This is a genomic window from Sphingobium sp. LF-16 (genome assembly GCF_003711185.1).
Classification (GTDB): Bacteria; Pseudomonadota; Alphaproteobacteria; order Sphingomonadales; family Sphingomonadaceae; genus Sphingobium; species Sphingobium yanoikuyae_A.
The window spans coordinates 3,741,005-3,756,473 of record NZ_CP029335.1 but is presented as its reverse complement, the minus strand read 5'-3'; the positions used below and the strand labels follow the sequence as shown (position 1 = coordinate 3,756,473).

The following is a 15,469-nucleotide window of genomic DNA, read 5'->3' as shown; positions in this document are numbered from 1 at the left end:
TCAACGGTAAGGTGGAATGATGAACATCAGTTTCGATCCCGCCAAACGGCAGGCAACGCTGGAAGAGCGTGGGCTGGACTTTGCTGATGCGCTTACGCTGTTCGAAGGGCCGGAACTGACAGCTCTGGACGACCGCAAGGACTATGGTGAGGATCGGTTCATCACCTATGGCTATCTCCATGGCAGAGCGGTGATTTTGGTGTGGACACCACGCGACGACGGACGGCGCATCATTTCAATGAGACATGCAAATGACCGAGAAAGAGCCAGATTTGAAAACGCCCTGGGTCGACCCAGATGATGCGCCGGAACTGGACGACCATTTCTTCACGCATGCTGAATTTCGGGTCGGTGGGAAGATTGTTCGTCCTGGCACCGGCACGCTCACCAAGCCCGGCCGGCCGAAATCGGACCGGCCCAAGCAGCAAGTGACTCTGCGGCTCGATCAGGCGGTGCTGGACGCCTTCCGCGCGACCGGTCCGGGCTGGCAGAGCCGGATCAATGCGCAATTGCGCAAGGCGCTGGGCCTCTAGGAGCCGCCTTTCCGCGACTGGACCTTGCCGGTCGGCGCCGATTGCCGACTGTGGTGGCCTGATCACGGAGTTGTGCCATGGACCTGCCGCCCTTTGCTCTCGACCATTGGCTGTCGGCCTATGATTTCGCGACGCCGCCGATCGCCTATAATCTGGCGTCGAGCACCGGGCCGCGCTGGAGCGTGGCGGAGATTTGCGCGCTGGGCGACGCGCCGCTGGCGATCGACGATGTTGTGCTGAGCTATGCGCCGCCCGAGGGGAGCGCGGCCTTGCGCGCGGCGATCGCCGCCTTTCATGACAGCGAAGCTGACAGGGTGGTGGTCACCACCGGATCGTCGGAGGCGCTGTCGATCTTCTTCTGCCTAGCCGCGCGGCCGGGCGCGCATATGCTGATGCCGGATCCCGGCTATCCGGCCTATGCGGCGGTGGCGCAGGCCTGGGGGCTGGGGACGCGGCCCTATGCGCTGACGCGTGAGACCGGCTTTGCGCAGGATGTGGATGCGATCCTGGCGCTGGTCGATGGCGACACCGCCGGGGTGGTGGTCAATACGCCGCATAATCCCAGCGGATCGGTGATGCCGCGCGCGGAGATCGCACGGCTGGCGGCGGCATTGGCCGAGCGCGGCGTGCCGCTGCTGGTCGACGAGGTCTATCATCCGCTCTATTTCGGCGACGCGCAGAAATCGGCCGCCGGCATCCCCAACGCCTATGTCACCAGCGACATGTCCAAGGCGCTGTCGCTGCCGGGATTGCGGATGGGGTGGATCATCGCGCCCGACGCCGCGCAGCGCGCCCGGATCATCGACGCGCGCAGTTATTTCACGATCAGCAGTTCGCCGCTGCTGGAGCGGCTGGCGACCCATGCGCTGGAGCATAGCGCGGCCATCACCGATCGGTTGAAGGCCGTTGCCACTGTCAACATCGCTGTCCTCGACCGACTGATCGCGGAAGCCGACGGCAAGCTGCAATGGGTGCGGCCGCAGGGGGGCACCACCGCCTTCCCCTGGCTGGGCGACGGGCGCAACAGCCGACCGCTGTGCGAGGCGCTGGCGGCGCAGGGTGTGCTGCTGGCGCCGGGCGACTGCTTCGGTCAACCGGCGCATATCCGGCTGGGCTTCGCGCAGCAGGCCGAAGGCTTCGCGATCGCGGTGGAGCGGATCGCGACTGCCCTCACTATAGTTTAGCTCCGGCCGAACCAGCCCTTCATCCGGCGGAACAGGCCGCGCTCGCTGACCGCTTCGAACATCTCGTCCGGGCCTTCGGGATCAAGCACCTCATTGTCGGCGAGCCAGGCCTGGACATCGGCGAGGTCCGGCACCTCATAGGGGCGCAGGGTGCGACCCGGCTTGGTGCGCAATTCCTCGATCGCGGCGATCAGGCCGCGCTGGGCGATCACCGCCGACACCCGTTCGCGCGGCAAGTCGAGATGTTCGGCGATCAGGTCGTCGCGAATGGCCAAGATCGCCTCCTGCCGGCCGTCATTGCCGGGCAGCGCGGTGTCGATCACCACGTCGCATTCGGTATCGAGCCGCATCGAGCGGTTGTTCATGTTGGACGATCCGACGCGGATCAGCCGATCGTCGACGATCAATATCTTGGCATGGACATAGATGGGGGCGCCGCGCGTGGTGAAGGGGTGGTAGATGCGCAGCTTGCCATGCGGGTCACGCTCCTTGAGCGCCTCGAACAGGCGGGCGCGAGCGGTGTCCATCGCCTGCTGTTCCAGCCAGCCATCGGCCTGGAGCGGGTTGATGATGACGATGTCCGGTCCGTCCGGATCACCCAGCCGCTTGGCGATCGCCTCGGCAATGCGACGCGAGGCGAAATATTGGCTTTCGGCATAGATGCAGTGCCGGGCGGCCGCGATCTGGTGGAGATAGAGCTTCTCGATCTCGATCAGTTCGTCCTGATCGTCCATCTTCGGCGCGGAGCGGGCAATGGCGACATCGACATGCTCGAAATGGACCGGCAGCGCGTCGGGCCAGCAATCATATTCACCCTCGACCGGGGCCAGTTCATCACCGCCGGCGCCGACCCAGCGGGCGCGGGCATGGTCGCCCAGCGCCATCGCCACCGGCCCCTGCAAGGCGGTGGTCGCATCATGCCAGGGGCCATAGGGCGAGCCGTCGGGATGGCGACGGGCAGGATCCTCGTCGCGATGATGGCGCGTGTCCCAGCGGTCGCCGGTCATGTCGATGCCGCCGCAAAAGGCGAAGCAATCGTCGATCACCACGATCTTCTGGTGATGCGAGGCGGCGGGGGGATGATGGCCGTCCAGCTTCACCGTGACGCGCGGATGGGCCATCCATTTGAGCGTGGTGAAGAGGTTGGTCGGCCGGACCATCGACTTCATCGCGCCCATGTCCCAGCGCAGCAGATAGATTTCCAGGTCCGGCGTGCGTTCCACCAGCCAGCTGATGAAGTCGCCGATCACCACCGGCGCGCCATCATCGGCCTGGTCCTCGCGGATCAGGCTGATGGCGGCATCGAAATCCCAGCCGATCAGCATGATCCGCTTCTTCGCCTTCAACATCGCGGCGCGGGCATGGCGGAAATAGGCGTCGGCATCGACGATCACGCTGGCGCGCACCGCCTGTTCGATGCGCCAGCAATCCGCGCCGGGGGTGGGCAGACCGGTCATGCTCATGCGCCGGCACTCCCGACGACCAGACAGGCAAGGAACATCAGCAATCCTGCAAAACGGTTGGAGCGGAATTTGACGAGCGGATCGGTGCCGTCTTCCTTCAGTGTGCCGACCTGCCAGAGCAGATGGGCCGCCATCGGCGCCAGCGCGATCAGCGCCAGCAACTGCGGCCGGACCTGCCAGATAGCAGAGGCCCAGAGCGCAAGCGCGACGAGATAGCAGAGCGTCACCCCGCCCCGGACATGGCGGCCCATCGACAAGGCGCTGGAGCCGATGCCGATCAGCGCGTCATCCTCCCGGTCCTGCAGCGCATAGATGGTGTCATAGCCCAGCACCCAGAAGATGCAGCCGGCATAGAGGCACAGGCCCGGCAGGGTCAGCGCGCCGGCAATCTCGCTCCAGCCGACCAGCGCCGCCCAGGAAAAGACGATGCCGAGCCAGACCTGCGGCCAGCCAGTGATCCGCTTCATGAAGGGATAGGCGGCGACCAGCGCCAGCGAGCCGAGCGCCACGACCTGGGCATAGCCGCTGAGCTGAAACAGCACGATCAGGCCGATCAGGCAGAGCGCGAGCAGCCAGGCCCAGGCGGTCTTGACCGACATCGCGCCGCTGGCGAGCGGCCGGGCGGCGGTGCGCGCGACCCGCGCGTCGAGATCGCGATCGACGATGTCGTTGAAGACGCAGCCCGCGCCGCGCATCGCGATGCTGCCGAGCAGCAGCCAGAGGATCAGCGGCCAGCGGACAAAGGCGCCGCCCGCCAGCGCCACCGCCCAGGCGCCGGGCCAGAATAGCAGCCACCAGCCGATCGGCCGGTCGAGTCGGGCCAGCGAGGCCAGGATTCGCGGGGTTTCCGGCAGGCGCGCAAGCAGGCCGCGCGCTTCGCTGTCGGGGACGATCGACTGATTCACTGCAACTCCGTTCGTCCCGCGCTTGTCGGGAACGCGCTTTCCTCTTTAGGGAAGATCGGGCCGACGACAAGCGCGGCCGGAATGGACGAGACAAAATGACCGCTACCCCCGCCTGGCCGCCGCAGAGCGCCCCGCGCCTGCATGTCGAAACGCTGCTGGGCGAAGGGGTCGCCGTGCCGGTGGATGGCAACGGCGCCCATTACCTCATCAGCGTGATGCGGGTGAAGCCGGACGATATCGTGCTGCTGTTCGACGGCAAGTCGGGCGAATGGGCGGCGCGGGCGCGCGATATCCGCAAGCGCGACCTGGTGCTGGAATGCGTGCAGCAAACCAAGCCGCCGGAGGTGGTGCCCGATTTCTGGCTGTGCTGCGCGCCGATCAAGAAGGGGCGGATCGACCTGATCGCGGAAAAGGCGTGCGAACTGGGCGTGGCGCGACTGCAGCCGGTGCTGACCCGGCGGGCGGTGGTCGACAAGCTCAATCTCGACCGGCTGCACGCCCATCTGGTCGAGGCGGCCGAGCAATGCGGCCGCACCGCCCTGCCCGAGCTGACCGAAATGATGAAGCTCGACGCGCTGCTGAAGGGCTGGTCGGCCGAGCGGCATCTGTTCTTCGCCGACGAGACCGGCGGGGCATCGCTGGACGAAACCTTGCGCGCCCATCCCGGCCCGGCGGCCTTCCTGGTCGGGCCGGAGGGCGGATTCGACCCGGCCGAGCGCGAGGCGATCCGGGCGACGCCGGGCGCGGTGCCGGTGTCGCTTGGCCCGCGAATCCTGCGCGCGGAGACGGCCGCGATCGCCGCGACGGCGGCCTGGATGACGGTGAATGGCGACTGGGGCTAATGGTTTTCTTCCGCAACCAATTGAAGCGGACATAGGCCTGCCTTATCTGTCGCATTCGCGCCTCGATTTGACGCGCAAAGGGGAAAGACTAAGGGCGGGGCATGAGCACCAGAACAGACTCAGGCGGACATGATCCCGTCATCGAAAGCCGCGATCAGCTGATCGCGGCCTTTGCCAAGGGCGCCAAGCCCAAGGATCGCTGGCGGATCGGCACCGAACACGAGAAATTCGTCTATTCGACGAAGGACCATCACGCCCCGGCCTATGAGGAAAAGGGCGGCATCCACACGCTGCTGATCGGCCTGACCCGCTATGGCTGGAGCCCGGTGTTCGAGGGCGAGAATATCATCGCCTTGTCCGGCGCCGACGGCACGATCAGCCTGGAACCGGCGGGCCAGCTGGAACTGAGCGGTGCGCCGCTCGACAATCTGCACCAGACCTGCGCCGAGACCGGCCGCCATCTGGAACAGGTGAAATATGTCGGCGACATGCTGGGGCTGGGCTTCCTGGGTCTGGGCATGTGGCCGGACAAGACCCGCGCCGAGCTGCCGATCATGCCCAAGGGTCGGTACGACATCATGCTGCGGCACATGCCGCGCGTGGGATCGATGGGCCTGGACATGATGCTGCGCACCTGCACCATCCAGACCAACCTCGATTATGGCAGCGAGGCGGACATGGTGCAGAAGTTCCGCGTCTCGCTGGCGCTGCAGCCGCTGGGCACCGCGCTGTTCGCCAATTCGCCCTTCACCGAGGGCAAGCCGAACGGCTTCCTGTCCTATCGCAGCCATATCTGGTCGGACACCGACCCGCAGCGCACCGGCATGCTGCCCTTCGTGTTCGAGGATGGCTTCGGTTACGAGCGCTATGCCGACTATGCGCTCGATGTGCCGATGTATTTCGTCTATCGCGACGGCAAATATATCGATGCGGCGGGGCTTTCCTTCCGCGACTTCCTGGACGGCAAGCTGTCGGTGCTGCCCGGCGAGAAGCCGACCGAGAAGGATTGGGAGGATCATCTCTCCACCGCCTTCCCCGAAGTGCGCCTCAAGAGCTTCCTGGAAATGCGCGGGTCCGACGGCGGACCGTGGAATCGCATCTGCGCGCTGCCGGCCCTGTGGGTCGGCCTGCTCTATGATCAGGGTGCGCTCGACGCGGCCTGGGATCTGGTCAAGGACTGGAGCATGGAAGAGCGGCAGGTGCTGCGCGATTCCGTGCCGAAGCTGGGCCTCGACGCGCCGGTGCCGGGCGGGCGCACGCTGCGCGACATCGCGCCGCAGGTGCTGGATATCGCCCGCTCGGGTCTGGCCGCGCGCCAGCGGTTCAACGCCGCGGGCGACAATGAGACCGGCTATCTGTCGGCGCTCGATGAAGTGATCGCCACCGGCAAGACCCCGGCCGAGCGGCTGCTCGACCGCTATCATGGCGAATGGGGCGGCGATGTCAGCCGCGTCTATGCCGAGGAAAGCTTCTGATCCTACCCGGCCCGCCGGTCATTCGGCGGGCTGGGTTTCCCGTGGCGCGTCCGGCTTGCGGCCGACGACCCAGGCGAAGAAGCGTGGCACCGGGGCATTGCGCGCCATCCAATCGCTATAGGCCTGATAGGCGGGATCGGCGGACAGATGCTGCTCCTCCGTCTTGGCCCGCCAATAATAGACAGCGTTGGTCACCCCCAGCAGCGCGCAATTGCGCACCATGTCGGTCAGGCTGCCCGTGGTGGTGAGGAAGGGCAGCGACGAGAACCACCAGAAGAGATTCTTGGTCAGATAGGCCGGGTGACGGGTCCAGCGATAAGGCCCATGGGTCAATATGCCGCGATGGGTGAGGTTGGAGAAACGGATGCCGAAGGCGACCGTCGCCCAGGCATAGGTGGCGGTCAGCAGCACCAGCAAGGCGCCCAGCCCCCATTGCAGCGCCGGCATGCCCCGCGTCCAGACATCCCATTCGGCGCCGCCGCCATGATAGTCGAACGGGCCGCCCGCCCCCATCATGACGAAGGGCGGATAGCAGAGCAAAGCCGCGAGCCAGCCGCCCAGATAGGGATTGGCGGTGCGGATATGCGAATCCAGCGGCTTCATCGTCAGCAGATAGCCGACCGTCGCCATGCAGACGTCGATCATGAACATGATGCCGATCAGGAAACCGGTCAGCGCGACCGGATTATGGAGCAGGCCGTCGAGCCGCCAGTCGATGACGCTGGCGAAATTGCCCGGCACGATGCTGATCATGAAGGCGGTGAAAAAGCCCTTCACCGCCCAGGCGCGGGCATGGTTGGCGACCTGCGCCATGTCCGCCTTGCCGGCTGCGCCGCCAATGACCCATTGGCCGAAGGCGAAACAGGCATCGCGCGGTTCGACCAGCCGGCGGTCGAGCCAGATGACATAGGGGATGGACAGCAAGAGCAGCCAGGGCGCCGCCGCCATCAGCAGATCCATGGAGAAGCGATAGCTGCCGGTCCAATACCAGCGGCCGATGCAGTAGCAGACGGCAATCGCGAGCCATGTGGCCCACAGGCCCGCAATCTTCACCAGGCTGATGTCGAGCATGCTGCGGACCGAGCGAGCCGGCGCGTTCCAGTCGACGCCGGTGCTGGGGTTGCGATGCACCTTGTCCACCAGCAGCGACCAGAGCACCATCGGTATGCCACAGGCGACCACCGCGGCCAGCCCCGCATTGGGACCGTTCATGCCATAATGGCGCGCCACCAGGGTCCACAGGCCGAGGCCGACCAGGCCGGCAATGCCGACACCATGGCTGACGGCGGATTTGGGGCAGGGATCGGCGCTCTTGCTCATGGGACCGGGCTTATAGCCGATATTGGTAAGCAAGCCATGAAGCCCATTGCTCAGCCGCCCAGTACGTTGATGGTGAAGGCGAGGATGCCGAGGTTGAAGACGAAGGCGGCGAGGCAATGGAGCGTCACCGTGCGGCGCATCCCGGTCGAGGTGATCGACACGTCGGAGGTCTGGAAGGTCATGCCCAGGGTGAAGCCGAAATAGAGGAAGTCCCAATAGACCGGCTCGTCCGTGTCCGGGAAATCCAGGCCGCCCGCATCCTTGCCCTTCTCATCAGCGAGGTAGAAGGCATGGGCATAGTGCATCGCATAGACGAGGTTGGAAAAGAGCCAGGCGATGACGAGCGTCGCCAGCAGCAGCACGACACTTTCCGCATCGGGATGGCCCGGCGCGCTGGCGGCGACGCCGACCGCAACCAGGATGACAATGCACACCACCCCGGTCAGCAGCAGCATCAATTGCCGGTTCGCGTCATTGAGCACGGCCTTGCGCCGCATCTGGGCCGGATCGGAATCGATCAGCGGCACGGCGGCGAGGCAGAAGGCGATGGCGGCAAGGTCGAACCCGCCCATCACCGCCTCATGCCAGGGCAGCCACAGCATCAACGGCGCGATCGACAACAGCAGCATGAGGAACATGCCATAGCGCCAGGGAAAGAGGGTGGATCGCTTCTGCGTCTTGGCCATGGCGCATCAAAGGCCTGAAAATGCCGCCGCGCAAGCGTTTAGAGCACGGTCGCCACCAGGCCCAGCGCGGCGGCCTCATTGGCTTCCAGATACCAGTTTTCCGGCGCACGCTGCAGCACCTCCTCCATCGTCACCTGCGATCCCAGGATCAGATTGGCAAAGCCCTCATTCTGGATCGCGATCGACGCCTCGATCTCGTGGAGCGAAGCCTTCAATGTAGCGATGCAGGTGGAGAGCGGCCCTTCGAGATGGATGTTCTTGGTGATGAGCCGCTCATGGATCATCAGCCGGGTGCCGCGCGTCAGATAGCGATTCTCGGTGGCGAAGAAGCTCATGAAGGTGGCGCCGGCGGAATAGACGGCGGTCTTGCCGAGGAAGACCAGCCGCCGTTCGGGATAGAGGTCCGAATGGAAGCGGATATCCTCCCCCATCATCCGCGCGATCTCCGGATCGCCGCCCAAGGTGGAGATTTCAACCACCACCAGCCCCTGCTGCGGCGCGGTGGACAGGCAATTCTTGAAATGCAGATACATGCCATGGTCGACCACGCCCGACAGCATGATCGCGGGAAATTCGAAATCCTTCGGGGTCAGCATCGGCGCGGTCATCAGCATCGTCTCTTGGTCCTCTGGCGGATGGCAATCGACCGGCATTACGCACGGGCCGCCATTTGGTGCCCGACCCGCCATGCGCTTTTGTCTGGCGCGGGGCGCAAGAGGCTGTAAAGAACAGATCATGACCATGGGGCAATGGCGATGATCGCGAAACTCAAAGGACGGCTGGACAGCACGGGCATCGACCATGCCATCATCGATGTCGGCGGGGTCGGCTATCTGGTCGGCGCGTCGTCGCGGACGCTGGCGGCGCTCGGCCCGGTGGGCGAGGCGGTGACCATCCATACCGAGATGCTGGTGGCCGAGGATTCGATCCGGCTGGTCGGCTTTGCCCGTGCCGAGGAGCGCGACTGGTACCGGCTGCTGACCCATGTGCAGGGCGTGGGATCGCGCGTGGCGCTGGCGATATTGTCGGCGCTGGAGCCGCTGGAGCTGCATCGTGCGATCATGATGGGCGACAAGGCGATGATCGCGCGCGCCAATGGCGTCGGCCCCAAGCTGGCCCAGCGCATCGTCAATGAGCTGAAGGACAAGATCGGCGCGGCACCGGCCGGGGCGCCGGGCATGCCGGGCGTGGTTGCGCTGCCGACCGGCAGCTTTGCCGCCGACGCGCTGTCGGCGCTGCAGAATCTGGGCTTCAAGCCGGCCGAGGCAAGCGGCGCGGTGGCCGCCGCCGAAGAGGAACTGGGCGACGGCGCCAGCCTTGACGCGCTGGTCCGCCTGGCACTGCGGAAGGCGGCGAAGTGAGCGAAGACGATCGCCTGATCACCCCGGCCCGCCGGGCCGAGGACGTCGATGCGGCGCTGCGGCCCAAGTCGCTCGACGAATTTGTCGGGCAGCAGGCGGCGCGCGAGAATTTGCGCATCTTCATCCAGGCGGCGCGCACCCGTGGCGAGGCGCTGGACCATGTGCTGTTCTTTGGCCCGCCGGGTCTTGGCAAGACGACGCTGGCGCAGATCGTCGCCAAGGAAATGGGCGTGGGGTTCCGCGCGACGTCCGGCCCGGTGATCGCCAAGTCGGGCGACCTAGCCGCCCTGCTCACCAATCTGGACGAAGGCGATGTCCTGTTCGTCGACGAGATTCACCGGCTCAATCCGGCGGTCGAGGAAGTACTCTATCCCGCGATGGAGGACCGGGCGCTCGACCTGATGATCGGCGAGGGACCGTCGGCCCGGTCGGTGCGCATCGACCTGCCGCGCTTCACCCTGGTCGGCGCGACCACGCGCCAGGGGCTGCTGACGACGCCGCTGCGCGATCGGTTCGGCATTCCGGTGCGATTGCAATTCTACACAGTGGACGAACTGGAACTGGTGGTCCGGCGCGCGGCGCGGCTGCTGGACCTGGCGATCACGTCGGATGGCGCGATCGAGATCGCCCGCCGGTCGCGCGGGACGCCGCGCATCGCCGGGCGGCTGCTGCGCCGGGTGCGCGACTTTGCAAACGTCGCCGGCGCCCCGACCGTCGATGCCAAGGTGGCGGACGCGGCGCTGCAACGGCTGGAGGTCGATCATCTCGGCCTCGACCTGATGGACCGGCGCTATCTGCACATGATCGCCGACATCTATCGCGGTGGTCCGGTGGGGGTCGAGACGCTGGCGGCCGGTCTGTCCGAAGCGCGCGACACGATCGAGGAAGTGGTCGAACCCTATCTGATCCAGTTGGGGCTGATCGCCCGCACCGCGCGGGGGCGTTGCCTCAACGGGCCGGGCTGGAAGCATCTGGGCCTCAATCCCCCGGCCGGGTCGCAGGACGGGCTGTTCGACTGATCCCATTGGCGCTTGCGCCATTCGGCCAGCCTTTCTAGAGCGCGCGCTTTCCCGATTCGACGCAGCGATATGCGCCGAAACCCGTTATTGTGCATGGCCGTTACGGCAAGGCCGGGCTATAGCCAGCTGGCGCTGCAGGCGCGCGGCAGACGCGCCGATGTAAGAGGAGTTGAGCCTGTGAGGGCGATCGAACGTTTCCCCAATCTGGTCACCATGTTCTTTGCCCGCGCCAAGGAAAAGGGCGACGCACCCTTCCTGTGGCGCAAGACGCAAGGGACTTGGCAGTCGCTGAGCTGGGCCGAAGTCGCGCGCCAGGTGGCAGCGATGGCGGCCGGGCTGAAGGCGGAAGGGCTGAAGCCCGGCGACCCGGTGATGCTGGTCAGCGAAAATCGCCCGGAATTCTGCATCGCCGATCTGGCGATCATGGCCGCCGGCTGCATCACGGTGCCGACCTACACCACCAATACGACGCGCGACCATCAGCATATCCTGACCGACAGCGGCGCGCGCGCGGTGATCGTGTCGACCGCCAAGCTGGCGACGACGCTGATGCCGGCGGTGCTGCGATCGCAGGTCAGCCTGGTCATTCCGATGGAGCCGATCCGCGGTGCGCAGGGCAATTATACCTGCCGCCTGTGGTCCGACCTGATCGCCGCCCATCCAGCCGATGTCGATGCCTGCGCGCTGGCCCAGACCGCCGCGCGCAGCGACCAGGCGTGCATCATCTATACCAGCGGCACCGGCGGCGCCCCGCGCGGCGTGATGCAGCATCATGGCGCGATCCTGGCCAATGTCGAAGGCGCGGGACAGGTGGTGCTGGAGGATTTCGGCTGGGGCGACGAGGTTTTCCTGTCCTTCCTGCCCCTGAGCCACGCCTATGAGCATAGCGGCGGCCAGTTCCTGCCGATGCTGCTGGGCGGGCAGATCTATTATGCCGAAGGGCTGGAGAAGCTGGCCAGCAATATCGAGGAAGCCCGGCCGACCATCATGGTCGTGGTGCCGCGCCTGTTCGAGGTGCTGCGCACCCGCATCATCAAGTCGATCGAGAAGCAGGGCAAATTCCCCACCTATCTGCTCAACCAGGCCCTGCGCATCGCCGCCAAGGAACAGCAGGGCAAGTCGTCGATCGTCGACCTGCCGATGAAGGCGCTGCTGTCGCGCACCCTGATCCCCAAGATTCGTGCGCGGTTCGGCGGGCGGATGAAGGCGCTGGTGTCGGGCGGAGCGCCGCTGAACCCGGATGTCGGCCTGTTCTTCGAGGCAATGGGGCTGATGCTGCTGCAGGGCTATGGCCAGACCGAGGCCGGGCCGGTGATCAGTTGCAACCGCCCCGCCGCCGGCATCGCGATGGACACGGTCGGCCCGCCGCTGGACGGCGTCGAGGTCAAGATCGCCGAGGATGGCGAGATATTGGTGCGCGGCGAGCTGGTGATGCACGGCTATTGGCGCAACCCGGCCGAGACCGAGAAGGTGCTGAAGGATGGTTGGCTGCATACCGGTGACATTGGCGAGATCGACGATCGCGGCCGCATCCGCATCACCGACCGCAAGAAGGATCTGATCGTCAACGACAAGGGCGACAATGTGTCGCCGCAGAAGGTCGAGGGCATGCTGACGCTGCAGCCGGAGATCGGCCAGGCGATGGTCTATGGCGATCGTCGCCCGCATCTGGTCGGCCTGCTGGTGCCGGATTCGGAATGGACGATGGAATGGGCGGCCGCCAATGGCCGGCCGATCAAGGGCATCACCGATGATCCGACCTATCTGGCGGCGCTGCGCGCGGCGGTCGATCGGGTCAATGACGATCTGTCGGTGATCGAGCGGGTGCGCCGCTTCATCCTGGCGGATGAGCCGTTCGCGATCGAGAATGAGGAGCTGACGCCGTCGATGAAGATCCGGCGCCATGTCATCCGCAAACGCTATCAGGACCGGCTGGACGCGCTCTACAAGGGGTAGGCGCGTCCAATCGGGCTTACGGGGCCGGCGGACGATAGGGAATGAAATCGCCCAGCGCGCAATTGCCGGTCGGAATGCCGATCGTCAGGTCCGCGCTGCTCGTGATGTCGCCCCGGCAATATTGCGAACCGAAGGTGCGCACGATCATCGTGTCGCCGCGGGCCAGGCCATTACAGCTGCCGATCAGTTCATTCTTGTAGATGAGCTTGCGGCTGACCCTGTACAGCAGCGTATTGCCGCTGATGACGGTGAAATTGGTCTGCGGCTCTCGGTTGACGCAGGTCACCTTGTCGCCCGGCACCAGTCCGGCCAGCGCCTTGTCCATCTTGGCCGCCTGCTTCTCGGTCAGCGGGGTGGGCTCATAAGTGCCGCTGCAGGCCGCCAGCGCCAGCGGGGCCAGACATATCCATGCGCGCATCGCCTCTCTCCATCCATGTCCTTGCAAACAGGACGCCATGATAGCGCGGAATCCGTCGAGGACCGCGCCTAAAATGCGTCCTTGCCGGCGCGCCGCTCCGCCAGTTGGGCGACGTCCCGCGCGCGCATGAAGATGTTGGTGTCGCGTTCCAGCGCGATCGTCGTGGGCACTGTCGGCTCGCCATGCGCACGGGCAGCAACGACATCCGCCATGCGCGCCTGAAGCGCGGCATTGTCCGGCTCCACCGTCAGCGCGAAACGGCCGTTGCTCTCGGTATATTCATGGGCGCAATAGACGATGGTATCGCCCGGCAGCGCCTTGAACCGCTGCATATTGGCGAACATCTGCGCCGCTGTCCCTTCGAACAGGCGGCCGCAGCCCATGGCGAAGAGCGTGTCGCCGACGAAGAGGATCGCGTCATCGGCCAGATGATAGGCGATATGGCCGGCGGTATGGGCGGGCACCGCCATCACCATGGCGACATGATCGCCGATGCGGACGCTGTCCCCCTCCCCCACCTGCCGGTCGAGCGTGTCGATCTTCGCCGCTTCGGCGGCCGGGCCGGTGATGAGGCAGCCGGTCGCAGCCTTGATACCGGCATTGCCGCCGACATGATCGGGGTGCCAATGAGTGTTCCAGATCTGGTCGATGGTCCAGCCGCGTTCCGCAGCCGCCGCCAGCACGGGGTCGGCGACCGACGGGTCGACCGCGACCGTCTGGCCGCTGGCATCATCATGCAACAGCCAGACATAATTGTCCGAGAGGACAGGGACGCGGACGACCTGCAGCATCGGCTTACCAGGCCCCGATATTGGGCATCGACACCCAGGGTTCGGCCGGGTCGAGCCGGCCGTCCTGCAGCAGTTCGACCGAGATATTGTCGGGGGTGCGGATGAAGGCCATGTGGCCATCGCGCGGCGGGCGGTTGATGATGATGCCGGCGTCCATCAGCCGCTGGCAGGTCTCGTAGATATTGTCGACCTGATAGGCGAGATGGCCGAAATTGCGGCCGCCATCATAGACTTCCGCCGGGCTGCCATCCTGCGGCGGCCAGTTGTAGGTCAGTTCCACCTGCGCGTCCTCGTCACCCGGCGCGGCCAGATAGACGAGGGTGAAGCGGCCCGCCTCGCTGTCGAAGCGCTTGACTTCGCTGAGGCCGAGCAGCTCGAAAAAGCCGATGGTCTTGTCGAGATCCGTGACGCGGATCATCGTGTGCAGATATTTGAGCAAGGCTTTCTCCGTTCGTCGCCATAAAGCAACGGTTCATCGGTAGATTGGCAGATAGCTCCCTAGATAGGACCAGGACCGGCCCGGCGGAAGAGGAAAGCGATCATGGCTCTGGAAATGCGGGACAAGGTGCTGCTGGGTTCGGCGGCGGTATTGGCGGTCGGCGTGATCGCGGGCGGCTACCTGCTGGGTGACGGCCTCAAGCGCGCGAGGGCGGCGGACCGATCGGTCACGGTGCGAGGCCTGGCCGAAAAGGACGTGACCGCCGACCTGGCCACCTGGTCGATCAGCTATTCGGCGACCGGCACCGACCTGCCGACGGTACGGGCGGAAATCGACGCCAATACCCAGGAACTGAAGGCCTATTTCGCCAGCCTGGGGTTCAAGCCTGATGCGCTGACCCCGGTCGGCGCGGGCGTGAACCAATATCTCAACAATGGCATTAACAATATCACCATCACCCAGCGGATGCTGCTGCGCACGACCGACATTGCCCGCGCCCAGCGCGCCGTCGCGCAGCAGTTCGACCTGGTCCGGCGCGGCGTGACGCTGCAGGAAGGATCGGGGATGCGCTACAGCTTCACCAGGCTCAACGACCTCAAACCACCGATGGTGGCGGCGGCGACGCGGGATGCGCGCGCGGCAGCCGAACAGTTCGCCAAGGACTCAGGCTCCGGCGTCGGCGGCATCAAGAGCGCGACCCAGGGCTATTTCTCGATCGACCCGCGCGACGGCGAGGGCGGCGACGGATCGAGCGACACGCCCTACAAGAAGGTGCGCGTCGTCACGACCGTGGATTTCTACCTGAAATAGGGTCAGCAGCGGCCCCGACGGCGGTCCTTCTTCGAACAGTCGCTCTTGTCGCCGATGATCGCACCGGCAGTGCCACCGATGACAGCGCCCTCGGTGGTGCCGAGACCGGTCGCGCTGCCGATCACCGCGCCGCCTGCGCCACCGATCAGGCCACCGCGGGTTGCACCGCGCGAGCAGGCAGTGAGCGAGGTCGCGCCAGCCAGCAACAGGCCGAGCGCCATCATGCGGGAAAATTTGCCAGTCATATCATCACCATCCGTTCCGTTA

Annotated in this window: 18 protein-coding genes; 9 read left to right on the top strand and 9 right to left on the bottom strand. The window is 65.6% G+C overall.

Annotated features, from left to right (window positions below; all coding sequences use genetic code 11):
• Positions 1 to 16 precede the first annotated feature (16 nt).
• From DIZ22_RS17685 to DIZ22_RS17675, 3 genes are all read left to right on the top strand, one after another.
• A complete protein-coding gene (locus DIZ22_RS17685) occupies positions 17 to 301 on the top strand; it encodes a BrnT family toxin (RefSeq protein WP_234415691.1) in 285 nt (94 codons plus the stop codon).
• The gene (locus tag DIZ22_RS17680) at positions 252 to 533 is read left to right on the top strand and encodes a BrnA antitoxin family protein (RefSeq protein WP_048939104.1); all 282 of its coding nucleotides are present in this window, start codon (positions 252 to 254) and stop codon (positions 531 to 533) included. Before DIZ22_RS17685 ends, DIZ22_RS17680 begins: the two co-directional genes overlap by 50 nt.
• A gap of 77 nt (positions 534 to 610) precedes the next feature.
• Entirely contained in the window at positions 611 to 1,717 is a 1,107-nt protein-coding gene (locus DIZ22_RS17675; RefSeq protein WP_122928480.1) for a pyridoxal phosphate-dependent aminotransferase, read from the top strand.
• On the opposite strand, the gene DIZ22_RS17670 is transcribed toward DIZ22_RS17675, so the two are convergent.
• Both DIZ22_RS17670 and ubiA read right to left on the bottom strand, forming a co-directional pair.
• Complete coding sequence (locus DIZ22_RS17670) at positions 1,714 to 3,180, bottom strand: phospholipase D-like domain-containing protein (RefSeq protein ID WP_048939106.1); 1,467 nt, start codon at positions 3,178 to 3,180, stop codon at positions 1,714 to 1,716. The two genes, DIZ22_RS17675 and DIZ22_RS17670, sit on opposite strands and share 4 nt — an antisense overlap.
• Positions 3,177 to 4,085 (bottom strand): 4-hydroxybenzoate octaprenyltransferase, encoded by a 909-nt coding sequence (ubiA, locus tag DIZ22_RS17665; RefSeq protein ID WP_048939107.1) that lies wholly within the window; start codon positions 4,083 to 4,085, stop codon positions 3,177 to 3,179. The genes DIZ22_RS17670 and ubiA overlap by 4 nt, the downstream gene beginning before the upstream one ends.
• A 95-nt stretch (positions 4,086 to 4,180) precedes the next feature.
• Here ubiA and DIZ22_RS17660 point away from each other — a divergent pair, with 95 nt between their 5' ends.
• Both DIZ22_RS17660 and DIZ22_RS17655 read left to right on the top strand, forming a co-directional pair.
• Positions 4,181 to 4,927, top strand: a complete 747-nt coding sequence (locus DIZ22_RS17660) for a 16S rRNA (uracil(1498)-N(3))-methyltransferase (RefSeq protein WP_048939108.1) — start codon at positions 4,181 to 4,183, stop codon at positions 4,925 to 4,927.
• Between the two features lie 101 nt (positions 4,928 to 5,028).
• A complete protein-coding gene (locus DIZ22_RS17655; protein WP_048939109.1) occupies positions 5,029 to 6,402 on the top strand; it encodes a glutamate--cysteine ligase in 1,374 nt (457 codons plus the stop codon).
• Positions 6,403 to 6,420: 18 nt separating this feature from the next.
• Here the strand turns inward: DIZ22_RS17655 and DIZ22_RS17650 are convergent, their stop codons facing one another.
• From DIZ22_RS17650 to DIZ22_RS17640, 3 genes are read right to left on the bottom strand one after another with little or no spacing between them, the layout of a single operon-like run.
• Positions 6,421 to 7,722 carry an isoprenylcysteine carboxylmethyltransferase family protein gene (locus DIZ22_RS17650; protein WP_122928853.1) on the bottom strand — a complete coding sequence of 434 codons (1,302 nt, stop codon included), beginning with the start codon at positions 7,720 to 7,722 and terminating at the stop codon, positions 6,421 to 6,423.
• A 50-nt stretch (positions 7,723 to 7,772) separates the two neighbouring features.
• Entirely contained in the window at positions 7,773 to 8,408 is a 636-nt protein-coding gene (locus DIZ22_RS17645; RefSeq protein ID WP_048939111.1) for a DUF1345 domain-containing protein, read from the bottom strand.
• A gap of 38 nt (positions 8,409 to 8,446) precedes the next feature.
• Entirely contained in the window at positions 8,447 to 9,022 is a 576-nt protein-coding gene (locus tag DIZ22_RS17640) for a hypothetical protein (protein WP_004209285.1), read from the bottom strand.
• Positions 9,023 to 9,163: 141 nt separating this feature from the next.
• Here DIZ22_RS17640 and ruvA point away from each other — a divergent pair, with 141 nt between their 5' ends.
• From ruvA to DIZ22_RS17625, 3 genes are all read left to right on the top strand, one after another.
• On the top strand, positions 9,164 to 9,769 hold the full coding sequence (gene ruvA / locus DIZ22_RS17635; RefSeq protein WP_037513240.1) for a Holliday junction branch migration protein RuvA: 606 nt from the start codon (positions 9,164 to 9,166) through the stop codon (positions 9,767 to 9,769).
• A complete protein-coding gene (gene ruvB, locus DIZ22_RS17630) occupies positions 9,766 to 10,788 on the top strand; it encodes a Holliday junction branch migration DNA helicase RuvB (RefSeq protein ID WP_037519314.1) in 1,023 nt (340 codons plus the stop codon). Before ruvA ends, ruvB begins: the two co-directional genes overlap by 4 nt.
• A 177-nt stretch (positions 10,789 to 10,965) precedes the next feature.
• Entirely contained in the window at positions 10,966 to 12,744 is a 1,779-nt protein-coding gene (locus DIZ22_RS17625; RefSeq protein WP_010337533.1) for an AMP-dependent synthetase/ligase, read from the top strand.
• A gap of 16 nt (positions 12,745 to 12,760) precedes the next feature.
• On the opposite strand, the gene DIZ22_RS17620 is transcribed toward DIZ22_RS17625, so the two are convergent.
• The 3 genes from DIZ22_RS17620 to DIZ22_RS17610 form a co-directional block, all read right to left on the bottom strand.
• Positions 12,761 to 13,162 (bottom strand): hypothetical protein, encoded by a 402-nt coding sequence (locus DIZ22_RS17620; protein ID WP_037513228.1) that lies wholly within the window; start codon positions 13,160 to 13,162, stop codon positions 12,761 to 12,763.
• Positions 13,163 to 13,230: 68 nt separating this feature from the next.
• Complete coding sequence (gloB, locus tag DIZ22_RS17615; protein WP_048939112.1) at positions 13,231 to 13,953, bottom strand: hydroxyacylglutathione hydrolase; 723 nt, start codon at positions 13,951 to 13,953, stop codon at positions 13,231 to 13,233.
• 4 nt (positions 13,954 to 13,957) lie between these two features.
• Positions 13,958 to 14,392 carry a VOC family protein gene (locus DIZ22_RS17610; protein WP_037519309.1) on the bottom strand — a complete coding sequence of 145 codons (435 nt, stop codon included), beginning with the start codon at positions 14,390 to 14,392 and terminating at the stop codon, positions 13,958 to 13,960.
• A gap of 102 nt (positions 14,393 to 14,494) precedes the next feature.
• Between DIZ22_RS17610 and DIZ22_RS17605 the strand changes: the two genes are divergently transcribed.
• On the top strand, positions 14,495 to 15,202 hold the full coding sequence (locus DIZ22_RS17605; RefSeq protein WP_004209277.1) for an SIMPL domain-containing protein: 708 nt from the start codon (positions 14,495 to 14,497) through the stop codon (positions 15,200 to 15,202).
• A gap of 2 nt (positions 15,203 to 15,204) precedes the next feature.
• On the opposite strand, the gene DIZ22_RS17600 is transcribed toward DIZ22_RS17605, so the two are convergent.
• The gene (locus DIZ22_RS17600) at positions 15,205 to 15,447 is read right to left on the bottom strand and encodes a hypothetical protein (RefSeq protein WP_010337538.1); all 243 of its coding nucleotides are present in this window, start codon (positions 15,445 to 15,447) and stop codon (positions 15,205 to 15,207) included.
• Positions 15,448 to 15,469: the final 22 nt, after the last annotated feature.